At 65.9% G+C, this 17,593-nt stretch carries 19 protein-coding genes and 2 pseudogenes; 7 read left to right on the plus strand and 14 right to left on the minus strand.

What is annotated here, in order from left to right; genetic code table 11:
- Window positions 1-27: 27 nt before the first annotated feature.
- From AB0B91_RS62925 to AB0B91_RS62935, 3 genes are all read right to left on the minus strand, one after another.
- The gene (locus tag AB0B91_RS62925; protein WP_358342516.1) at window positions 28-705 is read right to left on the minus strand and encodes a hypothetical protein; all 678 of its coding nucleotides are present in this window, start codon (window positions 703-705) and stop codon (window positions 28-30) included.
- Window positions 706-901: 196 nt separating this feature from the next.
- Window positions 902-1,903 carry a helix-turn-helix domain-containing protein gene (locus AB0B91_RS62930; protein WP_358342517.1) on the minus strand — a complete coding sequence of 334 codons (1,002 nt, stop codon included), beginning with the start codon at window positions 1,901-1,903 and terminating at the stop codon, window positions 902-904.
- Between the two features lie 397 nt (window positions 1,904-2,300).
- Window positions 2,301-2,441 carry a hypothetical protein gene (locus tag AB0B91_RS62935; protein WP_358342518.1) on the minus strand — a complete coding sequence of 47 codons (141 nt, stop codon included), beginning with the start codon at window positions 2,439-2,441 and terminating at the stop codon, window positions 2,301-2,303.
- 71 nt (window positions 2,442-2,512) lie between these two features.
- Here AB0B91_RS62935 and AB0B91_RS62940 point away from each other — a divergent pair, with 71 nt between their 5' ends.
- Both AB0B91_RS62940 and AB0B91_RS62945 read left to right on the plus strand, forming a co-directional pair.
- A complete protein-coding gene (locus tag AB0B91_RS62940) occupies window positions 2,513-2,740 on the plus strand; it encodes a hypothetical protein (RefSeq protein WP_358342520.1) in 228 nt (75 codons plus the stop codon).
- A 374-nt stretch (window positions 2,741-3,114) separates the two neighbouring features.
- Window positions 3,115-3,516: a hypothetical protein gene (locus AB0B91_RS62945; RefSeq protein ID WP_358342522.1), complete on the plus strand. Its 402-nt coding sequence runs from the start codon at window positions 3,115-3,117 to the stop codon at window positions 3,514-3,516.
- Window positions 3,517-4,219: 703 nt separating this feature from the next.
- On the opposite strand, the gene AB0B91_RS62950 is transcribed toward AB0B91_RS62945, so the two are convergent.
- The 4 genes from AB0B91_RS62950 to AB0B91_RS62965 all read right to left on the minus strand — a co-directional run bounded on the left by AB0B91_RS62950 (window position 4,220) and on the right by AB0B91_RS62965 (window position 5,819).
- Complete coding sequence (locus tag AB0B91_RS62950) at window positions 4,220-4,720, minus strand: SRPBCC domain-containing protein (RefSeq protein WP_358342524.1); 501 nt, start codon at window positions 4,718-4,720, stop codon at window positions 4,220-4,222.
- A gap of 41 nt (window positions 4,721-4,761) precedes the next feature.
- Window positions 4,762-5,157, minus strand: a complete 396-nt coding sequence (locus tag AB0B91_RS62955; protein ID WP_358342526.1) for a VOC family protein — start codon at window positions 5,155-5,157, stop codon at window positions 4,762-4,764.
- Window positions 5,154-5,489 (minus strand): metalloregulator ArsR/SmtB family transcription factor, encoded by a 336-nt coding sequence (locus tag AB0B91_RS62960; RefSeq protein WP_358342527.1) that lies wholly within the window; start codon window positions 5,487-5,489, stop codon window positions 5,154-5,156. Before AB0B91_RS62960 ends, AB0B91_RS62955 begins: the two co-directional genes overlap by 4 nt.
- 102 nt (window positions 5,490-5,591) lie before the next feature.
- Window positions 5,592-5,819 (minus strand): hypothetical protein, encoded by a 228-nt coding sequence (locus tag AB0B91_RS62965; RefSeq protein ID WP_358342529.1) that lies wholly within the window; start codon window positions 5,817-5,819, stop codon window positions 5,592-5,594.
- 5 nt (window positions 5,820-5,824) lie between these two features.
- Here AB0B91_RS62965 and AB0B91_RS62970 point away from each other — a divergent pair, with 5 nt between their 5' ends.
- Window positions 5,825-5,992: an SMR family transporter gene (locus AB0B91_RS62970; RefSeq protein WP_358342530.1), complete on the plus strand. Its 168-nt coding sequence runs from the start codon at window positions 5,825-5,827 to the stop codon at window positions 5,990-5,992.
- A 49-nt stretch (window positions 5,993-6,041) separates the two neighbouring features.
- Entirely contained in the window at window positions 6,042-6,407 is a 366-nt protein-coding gene (locus AB0B91_RS62975; protein ID WP_358342531.1) for a hypothetical protein, read from the plus strand.
- 308 nt (window positions 6,408-6,715) lie between these two features.
- Here AB0B91_RS62975 and AB0B91_RS62980 read toward each other — a convergent pair whose 3' ends face one another.
- The 4 genes from AB0B91_RS62980 to AB0B91_RS62995 all read right to left on the minus strand — a co-directional run bounded on the left by AB0B91_RS62980 (window position 6,716) and on the right by AB0B91_RS62995 (window position 10,417).
- Window positions 6,716-7,660, minus strand: a complete 945-nt coding sequence (locus AB0B91_RS62980; protein WP_358342533.1) for an NADP-dependent oxidoreductase — start codon at window positions 7,658-7,660, stop codon at window positions 6,716-6,718.
- Between the two features lie 248 nt (window positions 7,661-7,908).
- Entirely contained in the window at window positions 7,909-8,109 is a 201-nt protein-coding gene (locus tag AB0B91_RS62985; protein ID WP_358342535.1) for a hypothetical protein, read from the minus strand.
- Window positions 8,110-8,468: 359 nt separating this feature from the next.
- On the minus strand, window positions 8,469-9,503 hold the full coding sequence (locus tag AB0B91_RS62990) for an alpha/beta hydrolase-fold protein (protein WP_358342537.1): 1,035 nt from the start codon (window positions 9,501-9,503) through the stop codon (window positions 8,469-8,471).
- Window positions 9,504-9,520: 17 nt separating this feature from the next.
- Window positions 9,521-10,417, minus strand: a complete 897-nt coding sequence (locus AB0B91_RS62995; protein ID WP_358342539.1) for an arginase family protein — start codon at window positions 10,415-10,417, stop codon at window positions 9,521-9,523.
- Between the two features lie 101 nt (window positions 10,418-10,518).
- Here AB0B91_RS62995 and AB0B91_RS63000 point away from each other — a divergent pair, with 101 nt between their 5' ends.
- The gene (locus AB0B91_RS63000; protein ID WP_358342541.1) at window positions 10,519-11,088 is read left to right on the plus strand and encodes an ABATE domain-containing protein; all 570 of its coding nucleotides are present in this window, start codon (window positions 10,519-10,521) and stop codon (window positions 11,086-11,088) included.
- 253 nt (window positions 11,089-11,341) lie between these two features.
- Here AB0B91_RS63000 and AB0B91_RS63005 read toward each other — a convergent pair.
- The 3 genes and pseudogenes from AB0B91_RS63005 to AB0B91_RS63015 form a co-directional block, all read right to left on the minus strand.
- Window positions 11,342-11,967 (minus strand): annotated as a pseudogene (locus AB0B91_RS63005) (IS21 family transposase); the annotation flags it as partial.
- 547 nt (window positions 11,968-12,514) lie between these two features.
- On the minus strand, window positions 12,515-14,053 hold the full coding sequence (locus AB0B91_RS63010; protein WP_358342543.1) for a glycosyltransferase family 39 protein: 1,539 nt from the start codon (window positions 14,051-14,053) through the stop codon (window positions 12,515-12,517).
- A gap of 237 nt (window positions 14,054-14,290) precedes the next feature.
- Window positions 14,291-14,539 carry a hypothetical protein gene (locus AB0B91_RS63015; protein ID WP_358342545.1) on the minus strand — a complete coding sequence of 83 codons (249 nt, stop codon included), beginning with the start codon at window positions 14,537-14,539 and terminating at the stop codon, window positions 14,291-14,293.
- Between the two features lie 372 nt (window positions 14,540-14,911).
- Between AB0B91_RS63015 and AB0B91_RS63020 the strand changes: the two are divergent.
- Together AB0B91_RS63020 and AB0B91_RS63025 are read left to right on the plus strand one after the other, a co-directional pair.
- Window positions 14,912-16,474 (plus strand): annotated as a pseudogene (locus AB0B91_RS63020) (IS1182 family transposase); the annotation flags it as partial.
- A 94-nt stretch (window positions 16,475-16,568) separates the two neighbouring features.
- Window positions 16,569-17,593 (plus strand): hypothetical protein (locus tag AB0B91_RS63025; RefSeq protein WP_358342546.1); only part of this gene is annotated, 1,025 nt, incomplete at its 3' end.

Consider the following 17,593-nt stretch of genomic DNA (forward strand, 5'->3'; position numbering starts at 1 on the left):
GCCCAGCCGGAACCCTCCGACGGCCCATCATGACCCAAGTCTGAATCCCCGATCCCGGCCTGGCCAGACCATCAAGATCTTCAGGACACTCCTAGGAGGCGAGGCGCGAAAGCCGACCGGAACGCCCCTCCCCACTCCCATGGGGCGTCGACGGGTGGGAGGATGCCCCGCAGGAACGGCAGCGAGATCAGTCCGGCAGCGGCGATCGCGAGCAGAGCGAGCCGCCAGGACAGCACTTCCGCGCCAGATGCCCAGCAACGGACCCAGCAAGGCCGCCGTGGCGCTGCCGCCGAGCAGCACGGAGACGGCCCTGCCCAGCCACGCAAACGGCGCCATCGACACCGCCACGACACAGGCGACCCCGAAGAACAGGCAGTACAGGGAGCCAGCGACGGCCATGTCCACCAGCAGAGGCACGGCGCCGGACGTCAGCGCCGTGGCCACCATGACCAGCACGGACGCCGCCATCGACAGGAGCAGCAACGGCCGGGGGTTCAGGCGGATACTCACGACGGTCAGCAGCGGCCCACCGACGACCAGCCCTAGTGTGTAGGCGGTTCCGGCCGCGTTGAACGGCGTCCCCATGTCGTCGCTGAGCTGGTCCGGCACACTGGACATGATCCTCTCGACGCTGCCCAGCACGAACGTGGCCACGAACAACACGGCCAGGGCTGCGGCAGTTCTCTGCGGGGAGAAATGGTTCACGTCGAGCTCCAGCGATGGGTGCATACCGGCTCGCGCAGGATCACTCCTCGTCCGGCGCCCCCGCAGTCGATCAGTCTTTCGGATAATGCCACTGTCCGCTCGGTGGGAGAGTGCGTCCCTACGCTCGTCGGTGAGCAGACGGCCATTCCGTAGGACGCAGACCATGCCAGGTACCCATACGGATCTCGTGCGGCGGTCATCTTCCTACGACCTCTTGCGACTCACCGACATGGTCTTTGCTCGCCGGCGTGTCGCGGTTTTGGCGGTAGGCGGTGGGGGGGATGCCGTGGCGTTTGATGAACTGGGCGCGTAGGACAGCGTTGGAACGGAGACCTACTTGTCCAGTGATCTCCTGGATCGACAAGGTGGTGGTCGCCAGAAGTTCTTCCGCGAGGTCAAGCCTCTGATCGGTCAGCCAGGCGTGGGGTGTGGTGCCGGTTGCGGCCCGGAAGCGGCGGGCGAAGGTGCGAGAGCTCATCAAGGCTTGTTTGGCCAGTTCGTTAACGGTCATGGGCTGGTTCAGGCGGGTGCGTGCCCAGACGAGCAGGTCGGCCAGGCGAGTGTCCTCGTCGTCGGCGTGCGACCGGGTGCCGATCTCGGAAGGGCTCGGAACGTATTGTGTCTGTCCGCTCTCGCGGCGGGGTGCGAGCATCCATTCCCTGGCCACGGCGTTGGAGACGGCCGCGCCGTGTTCGCGGCGCAGCAGGTGCAGGCACATGTCGATGCCGGCGGCTGCACCGGCACCGGTGATCATCTGGCCTTCGTCGACGTACAGGACGTCGGTTTCTACGGTGATTGTCGGATGGCGCTGGGCCAGGTGGCCGGACAGGCGCCGATTGGTGGCGGCGCGCAGGCCGTCGAGCAGGCCGGTTTCGGCGAGTAGGAAGGAGCCGCTGCAATAGGCCGCGATGAGGGCTCCTCGGTGGAACGCGTCGACGATCGCCGTGCTGACGGCTTGGGACAGGCTGAGTGGTCGACGGTCGGTGGGCAGCACGATGATCAGATCGGCGTTCGCCATCGCCTCCGGCCCGTGCTCCACGGGCAGGAGCATGCCCAGGCCAGTGCTCAGGATGCCCGGCTGGTCGGTGCAGACGGCGAAGTCGAGCCGGGGGAATCCCAGGTGGCTCCGATCGGCGAAGATGCTGCTGACCGCGCTCACGCCGAATGCACTGACCTCGGACGGGGCATAGGCCAGCACGGATCGGAACGGCGTCCGCGCTTTCCTGATGAACGGTCCACGTGGCTGATGGCCTTCGTCGTGCCATCCCGCTAAGCAGGCTCGACTTACAGGGGATCGCGATAGTCGTGCGTCTGTGCGCATCGTTGCATCTCCTTTCCGTACGAGCCCGAGGTCACTGGGAAATGGGCACGGTGGCTCGGCTTGTCGACGCGCCAAGAGACGGCGCGTAGAAGAACACCGTGAGCAAGAGCCGGATGTGTGTGATCGGCGTTGGCTCAGGAGCAGTGGTCGTTGCCGGCGGGTGTGGCTGATCGCTGCGATTTCCCTGGGTGACTACATTTCTGCCACCCGTTGTCGTCCTGACGTCGCTTCGCTGTCGTCTGGTTGGCCGCACCGTCGACGTGGTGGTCAGTGACTAGCCACTCGCCTCGACCCGTACCGCGCCATCCGTGGGGCGTTTGTTGAAGCCGGTGATGATCGTCTCCCTTTGGACGATCATCGGCTTCGCCTCCCCGACGTTGACTGAGAGCAGCGCCCCGAAGAAGTCCTGTGCCATAGCCTCAAAAGTAACAGTACAATCTTCCCATCGTCCACATATTGTGCTTGCACAATCGCTATATTGAGCACATGCGCCAGGTAGCCCAATCCAGCAAGCTCCGGCACGTCCGCTACGACGTCGGCGGTCTGATCCTGGAGGAGGCCTACAAGCTGGAGGCCGAGGGGCGCCAGATCATGAAGCTGAACATCGGCAATCCCGCCGTGTTCGGGTTCAAGGCCCCAGAGTCGATCCTGACCGGCATGATCCACGACCTCCCCGAGGCGCACGGGGTATTCCGACTCTGCGCCTGCCGATAATTACATCCACCCAGGTCATGCCTCTGTGAAACTTCGTACGGCGTGCGCGGGCACTGGCCACCCAGGAGACGGAAATGTGTGCGGCAGGATGGTCAGCCGTGCTCCTTCGCTTGGCCTACCTGACCGTCACGAATGCCTTCGCCGCGCTGCGGTTGCTCCCATTGGCGATCGGGACAAGGACGTCGAGATTCTCGCCTTACGCCACCAGATCGCCGTCCTTGAGTGGTAGTTCGGGGGCGACACCGGGGGAGATTCGCGCCCAAGGACCGAGCGATTTCTCGCCGCTCTCCTAACATCGCTGCCGCGGCGAGGTCTTGCGTCGGCTGCGGCTTCTCGTCCGGCCGGACACCGTTCTGCGCTGGCATCGCGATCTGATGAAACGGCGTAACGCCCGGACCTGCCAGCCGAAGCAGCCAGGACGCCCGCCTACCGTACGCTCGATCCGAGCCCTCATCCTGCGCCTGGTACGCGAGAACCCCGGTTGGGGCTATCGGCGTGTGCACGGAGAGCTCATCACGATCGCACCGTCCACGATCTGGGAGCGACTTCCTGCGTTCCCAGCCGACGCCCTGCTGGCTAGCGATTTCCTCGAGACCATCACCTTGACCGGGCAACGCCAGTTCATCCTGGCGGTCATCGAGCACCCCACCAGGCGCGTCCGCGTGCTCGGCATCACCGCGCACCCGAGCGCGAGCTGGGTCACCCAGGCGATGAAGAACCTCGTGATGGATCTGGACGATGCGGGCCGCCGAGCGCGCTTTCTAATTAGTGTGTAACGAATGCCACCTGCGTCACGCCCTGCGCGAGTACGAACGGTTCTACAACCAGCACCGAGCCCATCAAGCCCTGGCCCAAGCCGCGCCGCTGCGTGCCAGCCCGGCTCCGATCACGGATCCCGCGCGAATCATCGACCTGAACGTACGCCGACTAGCCCGGCTTGGCGGTGCTTGGCGGTGTCCTCCATGAGCACTCACATGCGGCTCTAACTGCATGGATGGGGTATTCGGCTAGCGCAGAGTCCCTCACCCCCGCAACCGAGTCTCTACCTACAAGAGCGGTTCTCCTCGAGGAATTGGACCGAGAAATGATCACGAGAAATCTAGCCGCGAATCCAGGCTCAGGTGAGAACCGGATCTCTTCGGCAGGAACCTGGCCGACGGCATCGACCGCCCGAGCCGCTCTCTCCCACAGGTCCGTCCGGGACCGTTGTTGGCACCCGCGTTAGCACTTCCCCGCCCACCTTCACCACGGGCCGGGATGCCCATCCGCGCGAACGACGAGAGTCCGCGACAGACAGATTCGCGCGGATGGGTGCTCCGGTTCGCGGAGCTGGGGGCTGCAAAGCCCCCGCTTCGGGCACGCCCAACCGTCTGATCGTGGGGGGTCAGTCGCGGTGTTCCCAGGGTGAAGCCGTGGATCTCGAGGTCGTACTCCTCGCCGTCCTCGGGGATGCGGGGTCCGTCGGCTCGGTACCGGAATTTAGCTTGTGCGTGCTCGCCAGAATTCTCGGCCTACTTCCGGGTCGAGGCCGAAGCGTTCCGCGTAGTGGTCGTTTCGTTCGACAAACCCCTCGTGTGCTTCCTCTTCGGAGAGGAAGCCGCCAGCGAGATAGGGTTCGAGGCGGTTGAGGTACGTGTCCCATCCAGCGGCCCATTGGGCGGCGGCGGGGCGGTCGTCGAATGTGTAGGTGAAGGTGAGGAGGCAGCCGTCGGTGTCAGCTTGGAGTTCGATTCGGTACAGCTCGCCGGCGAAGGTCCAGGCGATGATGTTTAGGGGGACGAGTTCGGTGATTTCTCCTTTTTGACCTCCAGCTTCGAAAAGCTCACCGGCTTCAGGCTTCCAGTTAGCGGCGGCCGGGAACCAACGTTCCAGTTCGGCTGGGACGATAACGGCTTGCCATACTCGCTCCACCGGGTAAGGAACTAGGCGCTGGAAACGAAGCATCGGACGGTCGTTGATTGTGTGAAGTGTTGCGTTCACGGGGTTGACTTTCCTTTCTTCATGGTGCGGTGGCTGAGATGTCAGCCTGCGGAGAGCGACTGTTGGATCTGGATGAGGTTGCCGCAGGTGTCGTCGAGCACGGCGGTGGTCACCGGCCCCATGTCGGCGGGTTCCTGGGTGAAGCGCACGCCGAGGCCGCGTAGTCGCTCGTACTCGGCCTTGACGTCGTCGACGGCGAAAGAGGTGTAGGGGATGCCGTCGGCGACGAGCGCCTCCTTGAACGGCTGCACCGCCGGGTGGCTGCCGGGTTCGAGCACCAGCTCGGTGCCGTCCGGGTCCTGCGGGGACACCACGGTCAGCCACCGGTGCTCGCCGAGCGGGACGTCGTGCTTCTTCACGAAACCCAGCACGTCGGTGTAGAAGCGCAGCGCCTTCTCCTGGTCGTCGACGAGCACGCTCGCCAGGTTGATTCTCATGTCGCCCCCCTCTTCCGGTCTGTATCGACGCCGCCGTCCAGGCGGCCGTCGGCGTCCTTTTCGGGCTTGTTGAGCCACCGCTCGATGATCGGTTCGAGCGGCCCGGTGTTGATGTAGTGGAACTTGTACCGGCCCTCGCGCCTGGTCTCGACCAGGCCGGCAGCCTCGAGAACGTCGAGATGCTGCGAGATCGCCTGCCGCGACGAACCGAGCCCATGCTTGGTAACCAGTCGGGCGCAGATCTCGAAAAGCGTCTGTCCGTTGCGGTCGGTCAGCTCGTCGAGGATCGTCCGGCGCGTGGTGTCGGCCAAGGCCTTGAAGACGTCGCTCACAGCGAAGACGTTAAGCAAGTCTGTGCTTGCCTGTCAAGGTAAGCTGAAGTACGAGATCATTAGATAGCGCGACTAGCCCCCCTTCTCGCACGTGAGTGACGTTCAGCGGAGGTCTCGTGGATCGATGTCGAGGAGGTCCAGCAGATGGAGTTGGAGGTCGGTGGGTTGCGGGATGGTCGGGGGTGAGTGGCCGGTGCCCGGGATCAGCCGGATGCTGGCCAGTGCGTCGAGGATGAGCTTGCCGGTGGGAACGGCGGGCCTGCCGGCGTAGAAGCCGTTGACCTTGGTCAGGTTCTGGGCGGCCAGCACCTGGCGTCTGGCTGCTGTCACAGGCGATGAACACGTTGCCCGTCGGCACCGCCTACGTCGTCTTCACCGGCATCGGTACCGCTGGCGCGATCACCTTGGGCATCCCGGTCAACGACGACCCCATCTCAGTAGGCGGGACGGTAGCGCTCGCCCTCATAGTCGAAGGAATAGTGCTGGCCCGAGTTACCACCTGAACCAGGGCAGGAGGCAAACGCTACCGCCGCCACTCCACGCTTCTCGATCATGCGCGAAGACGCCGACCACACCGTCCTGTGGACATGCGCCCTGGCAGGGGTCTACCTGTGGCTGGCGTGCGTCCTGGCCAATGGCCTGTCCCGGCTGCGCGGCCAGCGCTCCGGATGCGCACCGCATTTCGCCTGGGGCTCCATGGCAGCGCTGGACGACGCCACCTTGGCCTACCTGACCATACGCGAAGGCGAAGACACCGACGGACGGTTCTGGGAGATCGGCGTCATCGGCCACGACCCACGCGCCAAGGCACTCGCCGAAGACGTCACCGCCGCGATCGACGAGTGGGCCCGCGACTACGGCAACGACGCACCAGCCCCCGAGTTCGCATGGCCACCGATGCCACGCGCGAGTTGCTGAAGGCTACCGCCCCACGCTTCATCATCGACAAACTCCACAGCCGCCTCGTCGTCGACTGACCATAAAAGGGGCTCGGCGTGATGAACCCCAGGATAGCCAGGCGCATCCCGCTGATCTGCCGACCCCAGCCTCCCGGGGCTCCACTGGCGACGCGCATCGCAGAGCTCACCGCGCTGACGATCGAGCCGACCGGAGGGGACCACCATCAGCTGGTGGCCCGCGATGACATCGAGGCACCTCAGTCTCCACGTGCGGCTTCACTGCACGGATGAGATTTCGGCAGGTGCGGGTACGACTGTAGGCCGAGGTCACGTGCCCCGTACCACCAAGATGATCTTTCCACGGCTATGTTGGCTCTCCAAGAGCTGATGCGCCTCGGCGGCGCGCTGCAGCGGGAAAGTCGCAGCGATGACCGGATGGATCGTACGACCAAGTTGTTTGGCCAGTGCCTGGATGCGGGGGCCGTCATTTTGGAAAAGGATGCCGTGGAAGGTCAGGTTGGCGTCGATGACCGGATCCAGATCCAGATCCGGAGTCTCGATCGAGGCCAGCTGGCCGTGGGAGCGTACCGCCGAAAGGCTGTCTCGAAGCACCGTCCCGCCGAAGAGATCCACGATAGCGTCGACTGGTCCGCCTGCGGCCGCCAGCGCCGCCGGTGCCACCTTGGTGGTCCGGTAGTCGATGCAGTGCCAAGCGCCGAGTTCGGTGAGCAGCTTATGTGAGCGGTAGCCGCCGACCGCGATGACACGAAGACCGGCGCTCGTCGCCAGTTGCACGAAGAATGTACCGACCCCGCCGCTAGCGCCGTGCACCAGCACCGAGGCCCCGCGCGGCAGTTGTAGCCGCCGCAGGATCTCGTACGCGGTGCCGCCCGCAAGGGGTACGGACGCCGCCTGGATGAACGAGCACTCCCCCGCTATCGGTGCGACCATATCGGCGCCGACCACCGCCAGCTCGGCGTAGCCGCCGCCACCGCCGGGAAACGATGTCATCGCCATGACCCGGTCGCCGATCCGCACCTCGCGCACGCCAAGACCGACTTGGTCAACCACACCAGCGACTTCGTATCCGAGAATGCAGCCAGGAGCGAGCCCCGCCCACGTACCGTCAGATCGATTGCCAGCGTCGACGGGGTTGGTCCCCGCAGCATGGACGGCGATACGAACCTGGCCAGGCCCGGCCTGCGGATCTGGTAGCTCAGCCAGCCGAAGAACGGCCGGGCCACCGAACGCGGTGACGACCAATGCCTTCACGAGAGACTCCTTCGACTATCGATCAACAGCAATACTGCGATCAATGCATCAGGTAACTGGGACAGATGAGCACAACGTCACGAACACAACATCAGCCGAAGCTGTGCTCACACAGCCGGACCATGCACTAAGGAGTGCGGTCGGCAGAAACCCCACCGAGGCCCACGGATCCGACGCTCCGGCGGAAAGCGAGTAGGGCGCAACTTCTGGTCTACGCGCTTATCGCTGCGCGCCGCTGAATGAGATCGTCAAGAATCGTAGCGGTGGCGGTGGCTCCGAAGCGCGCAACCCCCCGCTTCGGCCATCTCGAGCAAGATGTCCGGGGTGCGGATACCGCCGGCGGCTTTGACGCCGATCTTCGGCGATACCGTTGCCCGCATCAGACGGACATCCTCCAGGGTCACGCCGCCCGGCGCGAATCCCGTCGAGGTCTTGACCGAAATCCGCACCAGCCTGTTCGGCGAGCCGGCAGCCGCGGACCTTCTCCTCCTGAGCTAGGTACGCGATCTCAAGATCACCTTTACCTTGGCGCCGCCGGGGGCGGCCCGCTCGGTGACCGCACGGATGTCGTCCGCGTACGCCTGAAGAAGCGAGCGGCTTGACGTGAGACCCATCACGACGTCGGGCAGCGCGATGTATCGCCCTATGAACTCCCGTCCCCGATCGATGTGAGCCAGGAGCTGCTCTGCCTGCCATGGTCGAGCGGCCGCAACTCGGCGCCGCCGTCGCCCAGGGATGTCGAGTGCATTGTTACTCTCCTTGGTGAACGGATCTTCGCCGCCGGTTTCGTCGGCCTGTCAGGAGCGGGTCACGAGGCGAGCTGCTGGCACAGCCAGGCGAGCGCCAGGGGATACCGGTACTCGATCGCGCCGTGCCCGGCGTCGAACAGCTCGAAGTGGACCCGCTCCTTGGGCGCTCCGGCACCCAGGACAGCCTGGTGGAACGCGGTTGCGCCGAGGTCGAGGTGGAATTCGTCCCGGTTGCCAGCGTCGATCCAGATGGCCCGCATGGACTGGAGCGCCTCGGCATATCGCTCCTGCCGGGCCATGCGGACCGGGTCCCAAGCGAGCCAGCGCTCCCAGACGTCGGGTACGAGGGCGCCGTTGGCGTCGAAGGGCAGGTGGACCTTGCCATCGTCGTCGGCGGAGTACGCTGCGGCGTAGCCGTAGATCTCGATGAGGAGTTCGTCGTTGGGCTTGGTCAGGGGGATCCGGCTGCGGAAATCGGCCAGAAAGGCGTCGTACGACCCGCCATACAGGTCGCGCAGGGTGCGCACCTTGCTCGGGAATTCCGGCACGTAGCAGGTCTCGAAGAGCGCGTCCCCGGCGTGGGTGGCGAGTGCGCCGAACACCTCCGGGCGCAGCATGGCCGTCACCATGGAGCCGTACCCACCGCTCGACTTCCCTGTGATCGCCCGCATGTCGCGCGTGGGAATCGTCCGGTAGCGGGCGTCGACCCAGGTCACTACCTCTTCGCAGAGATAGGTGTGATAGCGCCCAGTTCCGGGGGAGTCCAGGAACTGGCTGCCGCCGTAGGCCGTCCACGCGTCGACGTAGACGACGATCGCCGGGGGCACGTCTCCGGTCACGAAGACCTCGTCGGCCAGCTCAGGGTAGGGTCGCCGGAACGGGGTTCGGTTGGCCCACATAGCGATGTGGCCGGTGAAGCCCTGGATGACGTACACAGTGGGATAGCGCTTGGTGGGGTCGTCGTCGTAGCCGGGCGGCACGTAGACCCAGAGCGGTCGCTCATGGGGGTCGCCCAGCGGGTTGCCCCGGAGCGCACGGCTGTCGATGACATGGTGGTCGAGGCGACCGGCGAGGTCGGCGAACCAGGGAAGCACGAGGAGTCTCCTAATTCTCAGCCGCGCAGGGAAGCGATCAACGTGTCGATCATGTCCTGAGCGAGCCGGCCGTCCGGGTCGAGGTCGGGGTCGAAGATGGTCACCTGGAGCCCGGCGCAGCCCGGCGCAGCCAGCAGGGGGGACAGCAGCGACACGAGTTCCCCGTGCTCCAGTCCGCCGGGATCGAGTGAGTCGACGGCCGGCATCACGCGGGGATCGAGCACGTCGGCATCGAGATGCACCCAGAAGCCGTCCAGCTCCGCCCGCTCGAGATGCGTGATCGCGGCACCCGCGATCACGGCGGGGCCCTCCTGCCGGATCCGGCTGACATTCCAGACGGGAATGCCGAGGTCATCGAGCTCGTCCTGATTCGGGTCCGCGTCCCGGACGCCCACCACGACTACATCCGAATCCCGCGTGTAAGGGCGGCGGCCCTCGATGTCGGTCAGATCCGCCTGGCCCCGCCCGGTGACCAGGGCCAGGTCCTCTCCTGCGGCGGCGCCGATGTTCGACGAGTTCCCGGCGTGCCGGAAGTCGTCGTGGCCATCGATGAACACCAGGCCGTAGCGGCCTCGCCGGGCGAGCGCCAGTGTGGTGCCCAGCAGGATGCTGCAGTCCCCGCCGAGGATGATCGGGAATCGATCGTCCTTCAGCAACGCGCCGACCCGGTTGGCCAGACTCACCGTGTACGTGGCCATGGCGGCGGCGTTGAACACCCCGTCGCCCGTCTGCCATGCGCCCCGGTCATAGCGAGGAGGAGTGACGCAGCCGGCGTCCTCGGCGTCCAGGCGGCGTTGCAGACCGCAGTCGCGCAGGGCTCCGGGCAGCTTGTAACACCCGGGCACGGTCCCCGGTGCGGGTGGCCGTAGGCCCAGGTTGGAAGGAGCGTCGAGCAACGCTGGTCGTCGGTGCATCAGAGCCTCAGCTAACCGGTATTCGCAGATTTGATGGTGAGAATTCTGTTCTGCATCATCCAACCTGTCAAGGCTGGTTGAGTAGTGAGATAATTCCGGGTGTGAGCGCAACTGAGCTGGTCGGCAACTGTCTCTGCCTGGACTTCGCCAACACCGTGACCAAGCGGCCGGAAGGCCATGGCGACCGGTTGGTGACGATGGAGGGGTTGCTTACCTGGGCGCGCGCGTCTGGAGCCCATCCGTCGGATGTCCCGGTCGGCGGAGGCGGGGTCGCGCTCAGCGAGGCGATCAACCTGCGCGAGTCCGTGTACCGCATGTTCTCGGCGATCGCCGCGCAGCGGCGGCCCGAGCCCGGCGATGTCGCCGTCATCATGAACGCCTACGCGGCGGCGCTGCAGTCTGCCCATCTACACCTCCACCACGAGGGCGTCGGCCACGTCCTGCGCTGGCCGGGGCAACGATCGGCTCGTCCGATCCTGTGGTCCGTTGCGGCCTCCGCCGCGCGGCTGTTGCTGGAGGGCCCTTTGGGGCGGGTGGGAGAGTGTCCCTCGTGCGGATGGCTGTTCCTGGACACCAGCCGCAACGGCCGCCGCCGCTGGTGCAGCATGGCGATGTGCGGGAACCAGGTGAAGTCGCGACGGTACTACGCCTCGAAGACCGCACACCGGTAGCCCGCCGGAGTTTCGCGCATTCCTGGGCGGTGGCTACGCACTCATGCGCGATCCTGGTACGGGAAAATCCGGCAAGGTGGGCGGGAGGCCGAACGTGGCGACAAGGTCGCCGCGGGCGTATACCCCGGTCAGGACTTATGGCATCTATCCCGCTTAGCGGATTGTGGCTTTGGGGTTACGGTGTGTCGACGTGAAATGGCGGGGCCACCGTCTCACAAGGTGACATTCCTTGCTCGCTGGCCCGCGGACAAGGCACGTAGTCGCTGGTGGGGATGACCTTGTTGGCGACCACGCCGCCCTTCAGGCAGCCCATCCGATCGGCCAGCACCACCTGCGGCACCCCGCCGAGCGTCTCAAAGCACTCGGCCAGCAGCGCCAGCGTGGTGGTGGCGCGCTGGTTGCCGGCAAAACGCACGAACCGCACCCGCGACCAGGCCAGCACCGCGCAGAACACGTGCAGAACACGTGCAGCCCGCCGCCGGCATCGCCCCAGTCGATGACCAGCATCTGCCCCGGTGTCCAGATCGCCGGGCGGCGCCCGCGATGATGCCCGCGCCGCCAGGACTTCTTCGCCTCGGCCACCAGGCGGCGGAAGTTGCGCGCCGACCCGGCGTATCCGGCGGCCTGGGCCAGCGGCAGCAGCCGCTTGGCCGACATCTTCCCGGCGATGGCCTTGATCTTCTCACTCACCAGATCGGCGACCGCGTCGTAGTTGTGATCGCGCCGCTTACGGCTCGGCGGCTTGCCGTCGGCCAGCGCCTTTTCGATGATGCGTCTGACGGTCTTGTGCGTGGTGCCGCACACCTCGGCGGCCCCGCGATAGGTGCCTACCTCGCGGTAGGCGGCGATGATGTCCATGATCTCCCCCGAAGACTTCATGGCCGGGCAGACCCCCTGAGCGGTGATCTCGTGACTGGCTGACACCGTCACGATCACCGCTCAGGGCACACACCGCCCCACGACACGCGAACCAGCGCGAAGGACAGGCGGGGACCTAAACCGGCCATCAATGGCGACCTCGAACTGGCCACCTGCGGGGACTTTTACGGCTCTGGCACAAAGATCGGTCTTTGTGCCAGAGCCACTTTTACATGGCCACGGACACGGCCCACACCTGCCACATCATGTGTGGCTTTTCCACGACGCTCACCACCACGACTCATTCACCGCAGCAGCTCGTGGCGGTTTGACACCCGCACCTGCATGCCGATGCCGAAGGACCTGCCTCCATCTCCACAACAGCACGACGACTGGAAAACATCGTTTTCTACATCGAAAATCCTCTCAGTCGTCTGCAGGACACACCAACGCTCTGGCCGAGTCGTTCTTGGCGATCTGAAAGAGGAGCTGCTGGCAGAGCGTTCCTGACCGAGTCGGCCGCCTCCCCCAGCGTGATCTTCGAACCCAGTGAGAGCTGACGCAGCGCTCAGCCCAACTGCTTGAACTGCGGCCACAGCACCGTCCATGACGCCCGATGCCCGCGGCACACCCACACAGGCTTGCCCTGCTCCTGGCTGTCGAGGTCGACGCCGTTGTCGAACCGGCCCGCGACAGTTACGTCGGTCCAGAACCTGTGCAGATACGCCGCACCGTCCTCGCCCTCCGGGCCCACGAAGATGGTGGGGCCATCCGTGTCGGCGGGGCGTCCGAAGTACCAGAACCCGTTGTGGCCGCTGTATGCCCGGGGCAGGCCGAGCGCCGGACCGTAGCGGTCGAGCGCTCCGGCTTGGCCGTAGTTCCCCGCCACGATGGTCGTGAGGGAGCGGTCGGCGGCTGGCAGCGCCCGATAGACGCGGGCCACCTCGGCGGCGAACTCCCGCCAGCCGACGGTCTCGGCGGAGTCCGCGTTGATGTACGGCTGCGGGGTGCGGGCGAGCCAGTCGACCGGATAGACGGGCAGCGTGAGTGCTACGGTCACGACGCCGGTCATGACGTACGCCGGAGCGGAAACCACCCAACCCGCGCCGCGCGGCGCGCCCCGGCGCTCGACCTCGACCGCCCCCGCAGCCCACAGCGCAGCCCAGAAGCCCGACAGGTAGTACGGCTTCCCCGCGGTGACGAGGAACACGACGATCAGCAACAGATAGGCGTAGCCGAGGAACCGGTATGGCGCGAGCTCGTGGGAGCGGAACAGCCGCCACAGCCCGTAGATCCACAGCCACGACAGCACCACTCCGGTGAGGAGCACCTGGAACGGGAGAAATCCAGGCCGCCCGGCGAAAGCGCCATCCTCTGCGATCGCGCGGGCCATCTCCAGCTGCGGCCACCCGTGGCGGGCCTGCCAGATCAGCCCAGGGATCACGGCGATCACGGCCACCGCCGCACCGACCGCGAGCGCCGGGCGGCGCAGAAAATCGCGCGGCCCGTTGATCAGCAAGCCGGCGACGATGGCGGCAATAAGAAAGACGACCAGGTACTTGACGTTCGCAGCCAGGGCCGTCACGGCCCCCACGGCGAGCAGCATCCGCTGATCCCGCGTCCGCACCCAGCGGACCACCAGCCACACCAGCGTCGTGCAGAGGAAAAGATCCATCGTCGCCGTGTAGAAGGTGTGGCCGCTGGCGGCGACGAACGGGCAGACCGCGTAAGCCGCGGCAGTGAGCAGCTGTGCGCGGCGGCCGCCCCCCATCTCGCGCGCCGTCAGACCGGCGATCACCACGCCCGCGGCGGAAGCCAGGTCCGCCGGGAGCCGCAGCATGATCAGCGAGTCGCCGAACAGCGCCGTCACGCCCCGGACGAGCAACGGTAGCAACGGCGGCTGGTCAGGATACCCCCAGTCCAGGTGCCGCCCGGCGACCCGGAAGTACAGCTCGTCGCGGTGGTAGCCGTACCGAGCGCTCACGGCCAGCAGGACGACCCCCAGCGCGACGCCCATCGCCACTATCAGCGCCCAGGCGATCGGGGGTACGGCCGAGGCAGGGTTAGCCTCGGTGACGCTGGGCGTCGCCGGCGTGGGGGCGGACATGGGTGCACCCTATTGCGCCCGTCCACGTCCAGACCATGCAGGGGTCGGCCCACGAGCGCGCCCCTCGGGTGACCAGCGGTCAACGTCGCACCTGGTTGGTATCAACGTGGCAGCGGCCGATAAGGCATGCCATATGGGCATGAGCCTGTCTCGGTCGAACGCATATCTGTCCTCGTCACCGACCATTCTCGCGGTCGGCAAAGAAGGAAAGACGACCACGAAGGCCGAGTGGGTCGGCTACCGCGACCACCAGAGCGAGACCTGCGATGACGACCGGCCCAACGTGATCGTGCACGTCGTCACCAGCCCGCGCCTGTCCAGGACATCGACGTCCTCGACGCCATCCACGCTGGCCTGGCCCTCATCGAGCACCTGGTCGACAGCGGCTACGTCGCCCCGGACGCCCTGCGCTACAACCTCCAAGCCGACGTCGACCGCATTACTCCCGGTCTCGTGACAGATCTGCTGTCTCTCGTCGACGAGCACCGCGAGCAGGAGGACCCGCGCGAGGAGGCCTTATCCATCGCGCGGAGCCGTGGGCCTTCTCATGCGCCCGCCGAACTCGCCCGTCGATGTCGACCGGGTGGCTCGACTCTCGAAGCAGGATCGCCATCGCCCTAAGCTTGACTCTGTCGGGGATCTTGGGGATCCCCGGTGGAGCAACATGATCAGCAGGCAGGCTCGTGGCTGTGGTGTAGGCCGACCCAGTTAACGAGGTGCGCGTTGTCCGTCCGTCCCCGTTCCGGTGAGCAAGTTCCCCCTCTGACCGTGCAGGTTGCACGGGCGAGCAATCCGAGGGGAACGACGGCGATGTGGGTGCGGGATCGGTTGGACGGGCTGTGACACGACGAGGACTTCGCCGACTGGTACCCACGTGACGGCCGTCCCGGTCTCTCGCCCGCCCAGCTAGCCACCGTCTGTGTGCTGCAGTTCCTGCTCGGTCTGTCGGACCGGCAGGCGGCGGAAGCGGTCCGCTGCCGCATCGATTTCAAATACGCCCTGGCCATGGAGTTAGGCGATACCGGTTTCCACCACAGCGTATTGTCCGACTTCCGCGAGCGCCTCACCCATGACGACCGCGCCGACTGTCTCCTCGATCTGGCGCTCACCCGCTTGAAAGAGGCCGGACTCGTACGCGAGCGCACCACGCAGCGCACCGACTCTACCCACGTCCTGGCCGCGGTGCGCGACCTGACCCGGCTGGAACTGATCACCGAGTCGATCCGTGCAGCGCTGGAGGAAGCGGCCCGCACGGCCGGGCATCTGCTGGTCGGCCTGGTCGACGAGGACTGGGGGCGCCGATACGGCCGTCCGGTCCGTCTGGGCAAGAACCCCACCCGGCCCAAGACCCGAATCCTCGCCGCCGGCGACGACGCCTGCCGCTTGCTGGAGCATCTCCACCGGCATGGACCGGGCTACCGGCTTGGCCCGCAGGCCGAGACATTGCGGCAGATCGTCGTCCAGAACTACTACCGCGACACGGCAGGCCGCCTGTGCTGGCGCACCGCTGATGACGGCGGGCTGCCGCCTTCCTCCTCAGCGATCGTCTCTCCCCACGACACCACGGCGCGCTATGTCCGTCACGGGCACATCATCCGCTGGAAGGGATTCGCCGCCCATCTCACCGAGACGCTTGCCCCCGACAGCGTCAATGTGATCACGGACGTCGCCACCACCTCGGCCGCCACGAACGACGCCCAAGCCCTGCCCGGCATCCACACCCGTCTGGCGCGTCGTGGACTGCTGCCAGCCGAGCACCTGGTCGACGGCGGCTACACCTCCCTGGTCCACCTGGAACGAGCCGCCCGCGAACACCAGGTCACCCTCAGCGGGCCGCTGCCGGGCAACCCCACCCGCCAGCACCGAAGGAACGAAGCCTTCGACCGGGACGACTTCCGCATCGACTTCGACCGCCGACAAGTCACCTGCCCACAGGGCAAGGTCAGCCAGGGCCGGCACGGCCCCTACCCGACCTCCTCGCCCACTGCGGCACCCCTGATCGTTGCGCGGTTCACCAAAAGCCAGTGCCAGCCGTGTCCGGACCGCCCCCGGTGCACCAGCTCCCGTGAGAGCGCCCGGAACGTGGGCTTTCCCCCACGAGAACTCCGCGACCTGCAAGTCCGCGTCCGCGCTGAACAGCAGACGCACGACTGGAAGGCCCGCTATGCGATTCGCTCCGGAGTGGAGGGCACCATCAACGAGTTCGCCCATGGACACGGCATGCGCCGCTGCCGCTACCGAGGACAGCCGAAAGCCCACCTGCAACACGTACTCACGGCCATCGCCGTGAACATCGAGCGACTCAGTGGCCGGTCAGTTACCGAGGAAACCTCTTCAGGGAGACAGCCGACCGCCTTCCAGACCTTCCTGGACCAGCAGGGGATCCCCCGGTCGAAGTCCTGGCAAACCCTCGGCAGCTGACTCCACTTTCAAGATCTCCGACAGAGTCAAGCTAAGGCACCTCACTGATGAGAAGCTGAAGCAAAGCTGAAGCCCACGAGCGCAGTCTCATCGCATGAACCAACCACAGCTGTTGCTCCGGCACGTCAAACGACCACCTGTCAAGGCAGGCACATTAGCCTTAGCCATCACGATCGTGCTCGCGGCCGTCTTCGCCACGCTCATGGCGCTTCCATCGCCAGCGATGGCCTCGCCCGCGACCACCCGCCTTAGCCCGACCGACCCAAGCACCGCACAGACCTCCGCAACGACCTCATCGCCTACCCCGACGCCATCAGCCTCAGACCAGCGCAAGGGCGAGGTAGGCGTCCTATTCAATTGCGGCGACTACACCAACCAGCCGATGACCCGAAGCCAGGCCCTGGTGCGAGCCCAGAGCTGGATCACCGCTCGCGTGCCGTACAGCCAGTCAGCCTGCCACAGCAACCAGTACGGCAGCTACCGGACCGACTGCTCCGGCTTCATCTCCATGGCCTGGGGCCTGAGCCGCTCGTACACCACCTTCGACATCCACCTCGTCTCACACACCATCGCCAGGGCCGACCTCAAGCCCGGAGACGCGCTCAACGATGTGGACTCGCACATAGCGCTCTTCGTCAGATGGGACGACGCCCAACAAACCAAGCCGGTTGTCCGTGAACAGGCAGGGCCCGACGGCTCTCCCACCATTGAACGAGTCTGGTCGGCGGCGTACGCCAGCGGCTACACACCGATCCGTTACAACAATATCCGCGACGACGCCCCGCCCGCGCCGGCGGGTGTGCGGTCGGTGGTGACGGCGAACGGTAGCCAGCTGTTCGGGATCGGTTCAGATGGTCATGTGATGTCGACGTTCTGGTCGCCGTCGATCTCCACCAATGGTGGCTGGCATGAGTGGTTCGCCATCCCCACCGGATTCGCCGATGGCAAGACGGCTCTCAACGCGACGGTGTCGTTCACGACCATCAATGGCCAGATCCAGTTGTTCACCATCGCGCCTGACGGTCATGTGATGTCGACGTTCTGGTCGCCGTCGATCTCCACCAATGGTGGCTGGCATGAGTGGTTCGCCATCCCCACCGGATTCGCCGATGGCAAGTC

The organism is Nonomuraea sp. NPDC049141 (assembly GCF_040648415.1).
Classification (GTDB): Bacteria; Actinomycetota; Actinomycetes; order Streptosporangiales; family Streptosporangiaceae; genus Nonomuraea.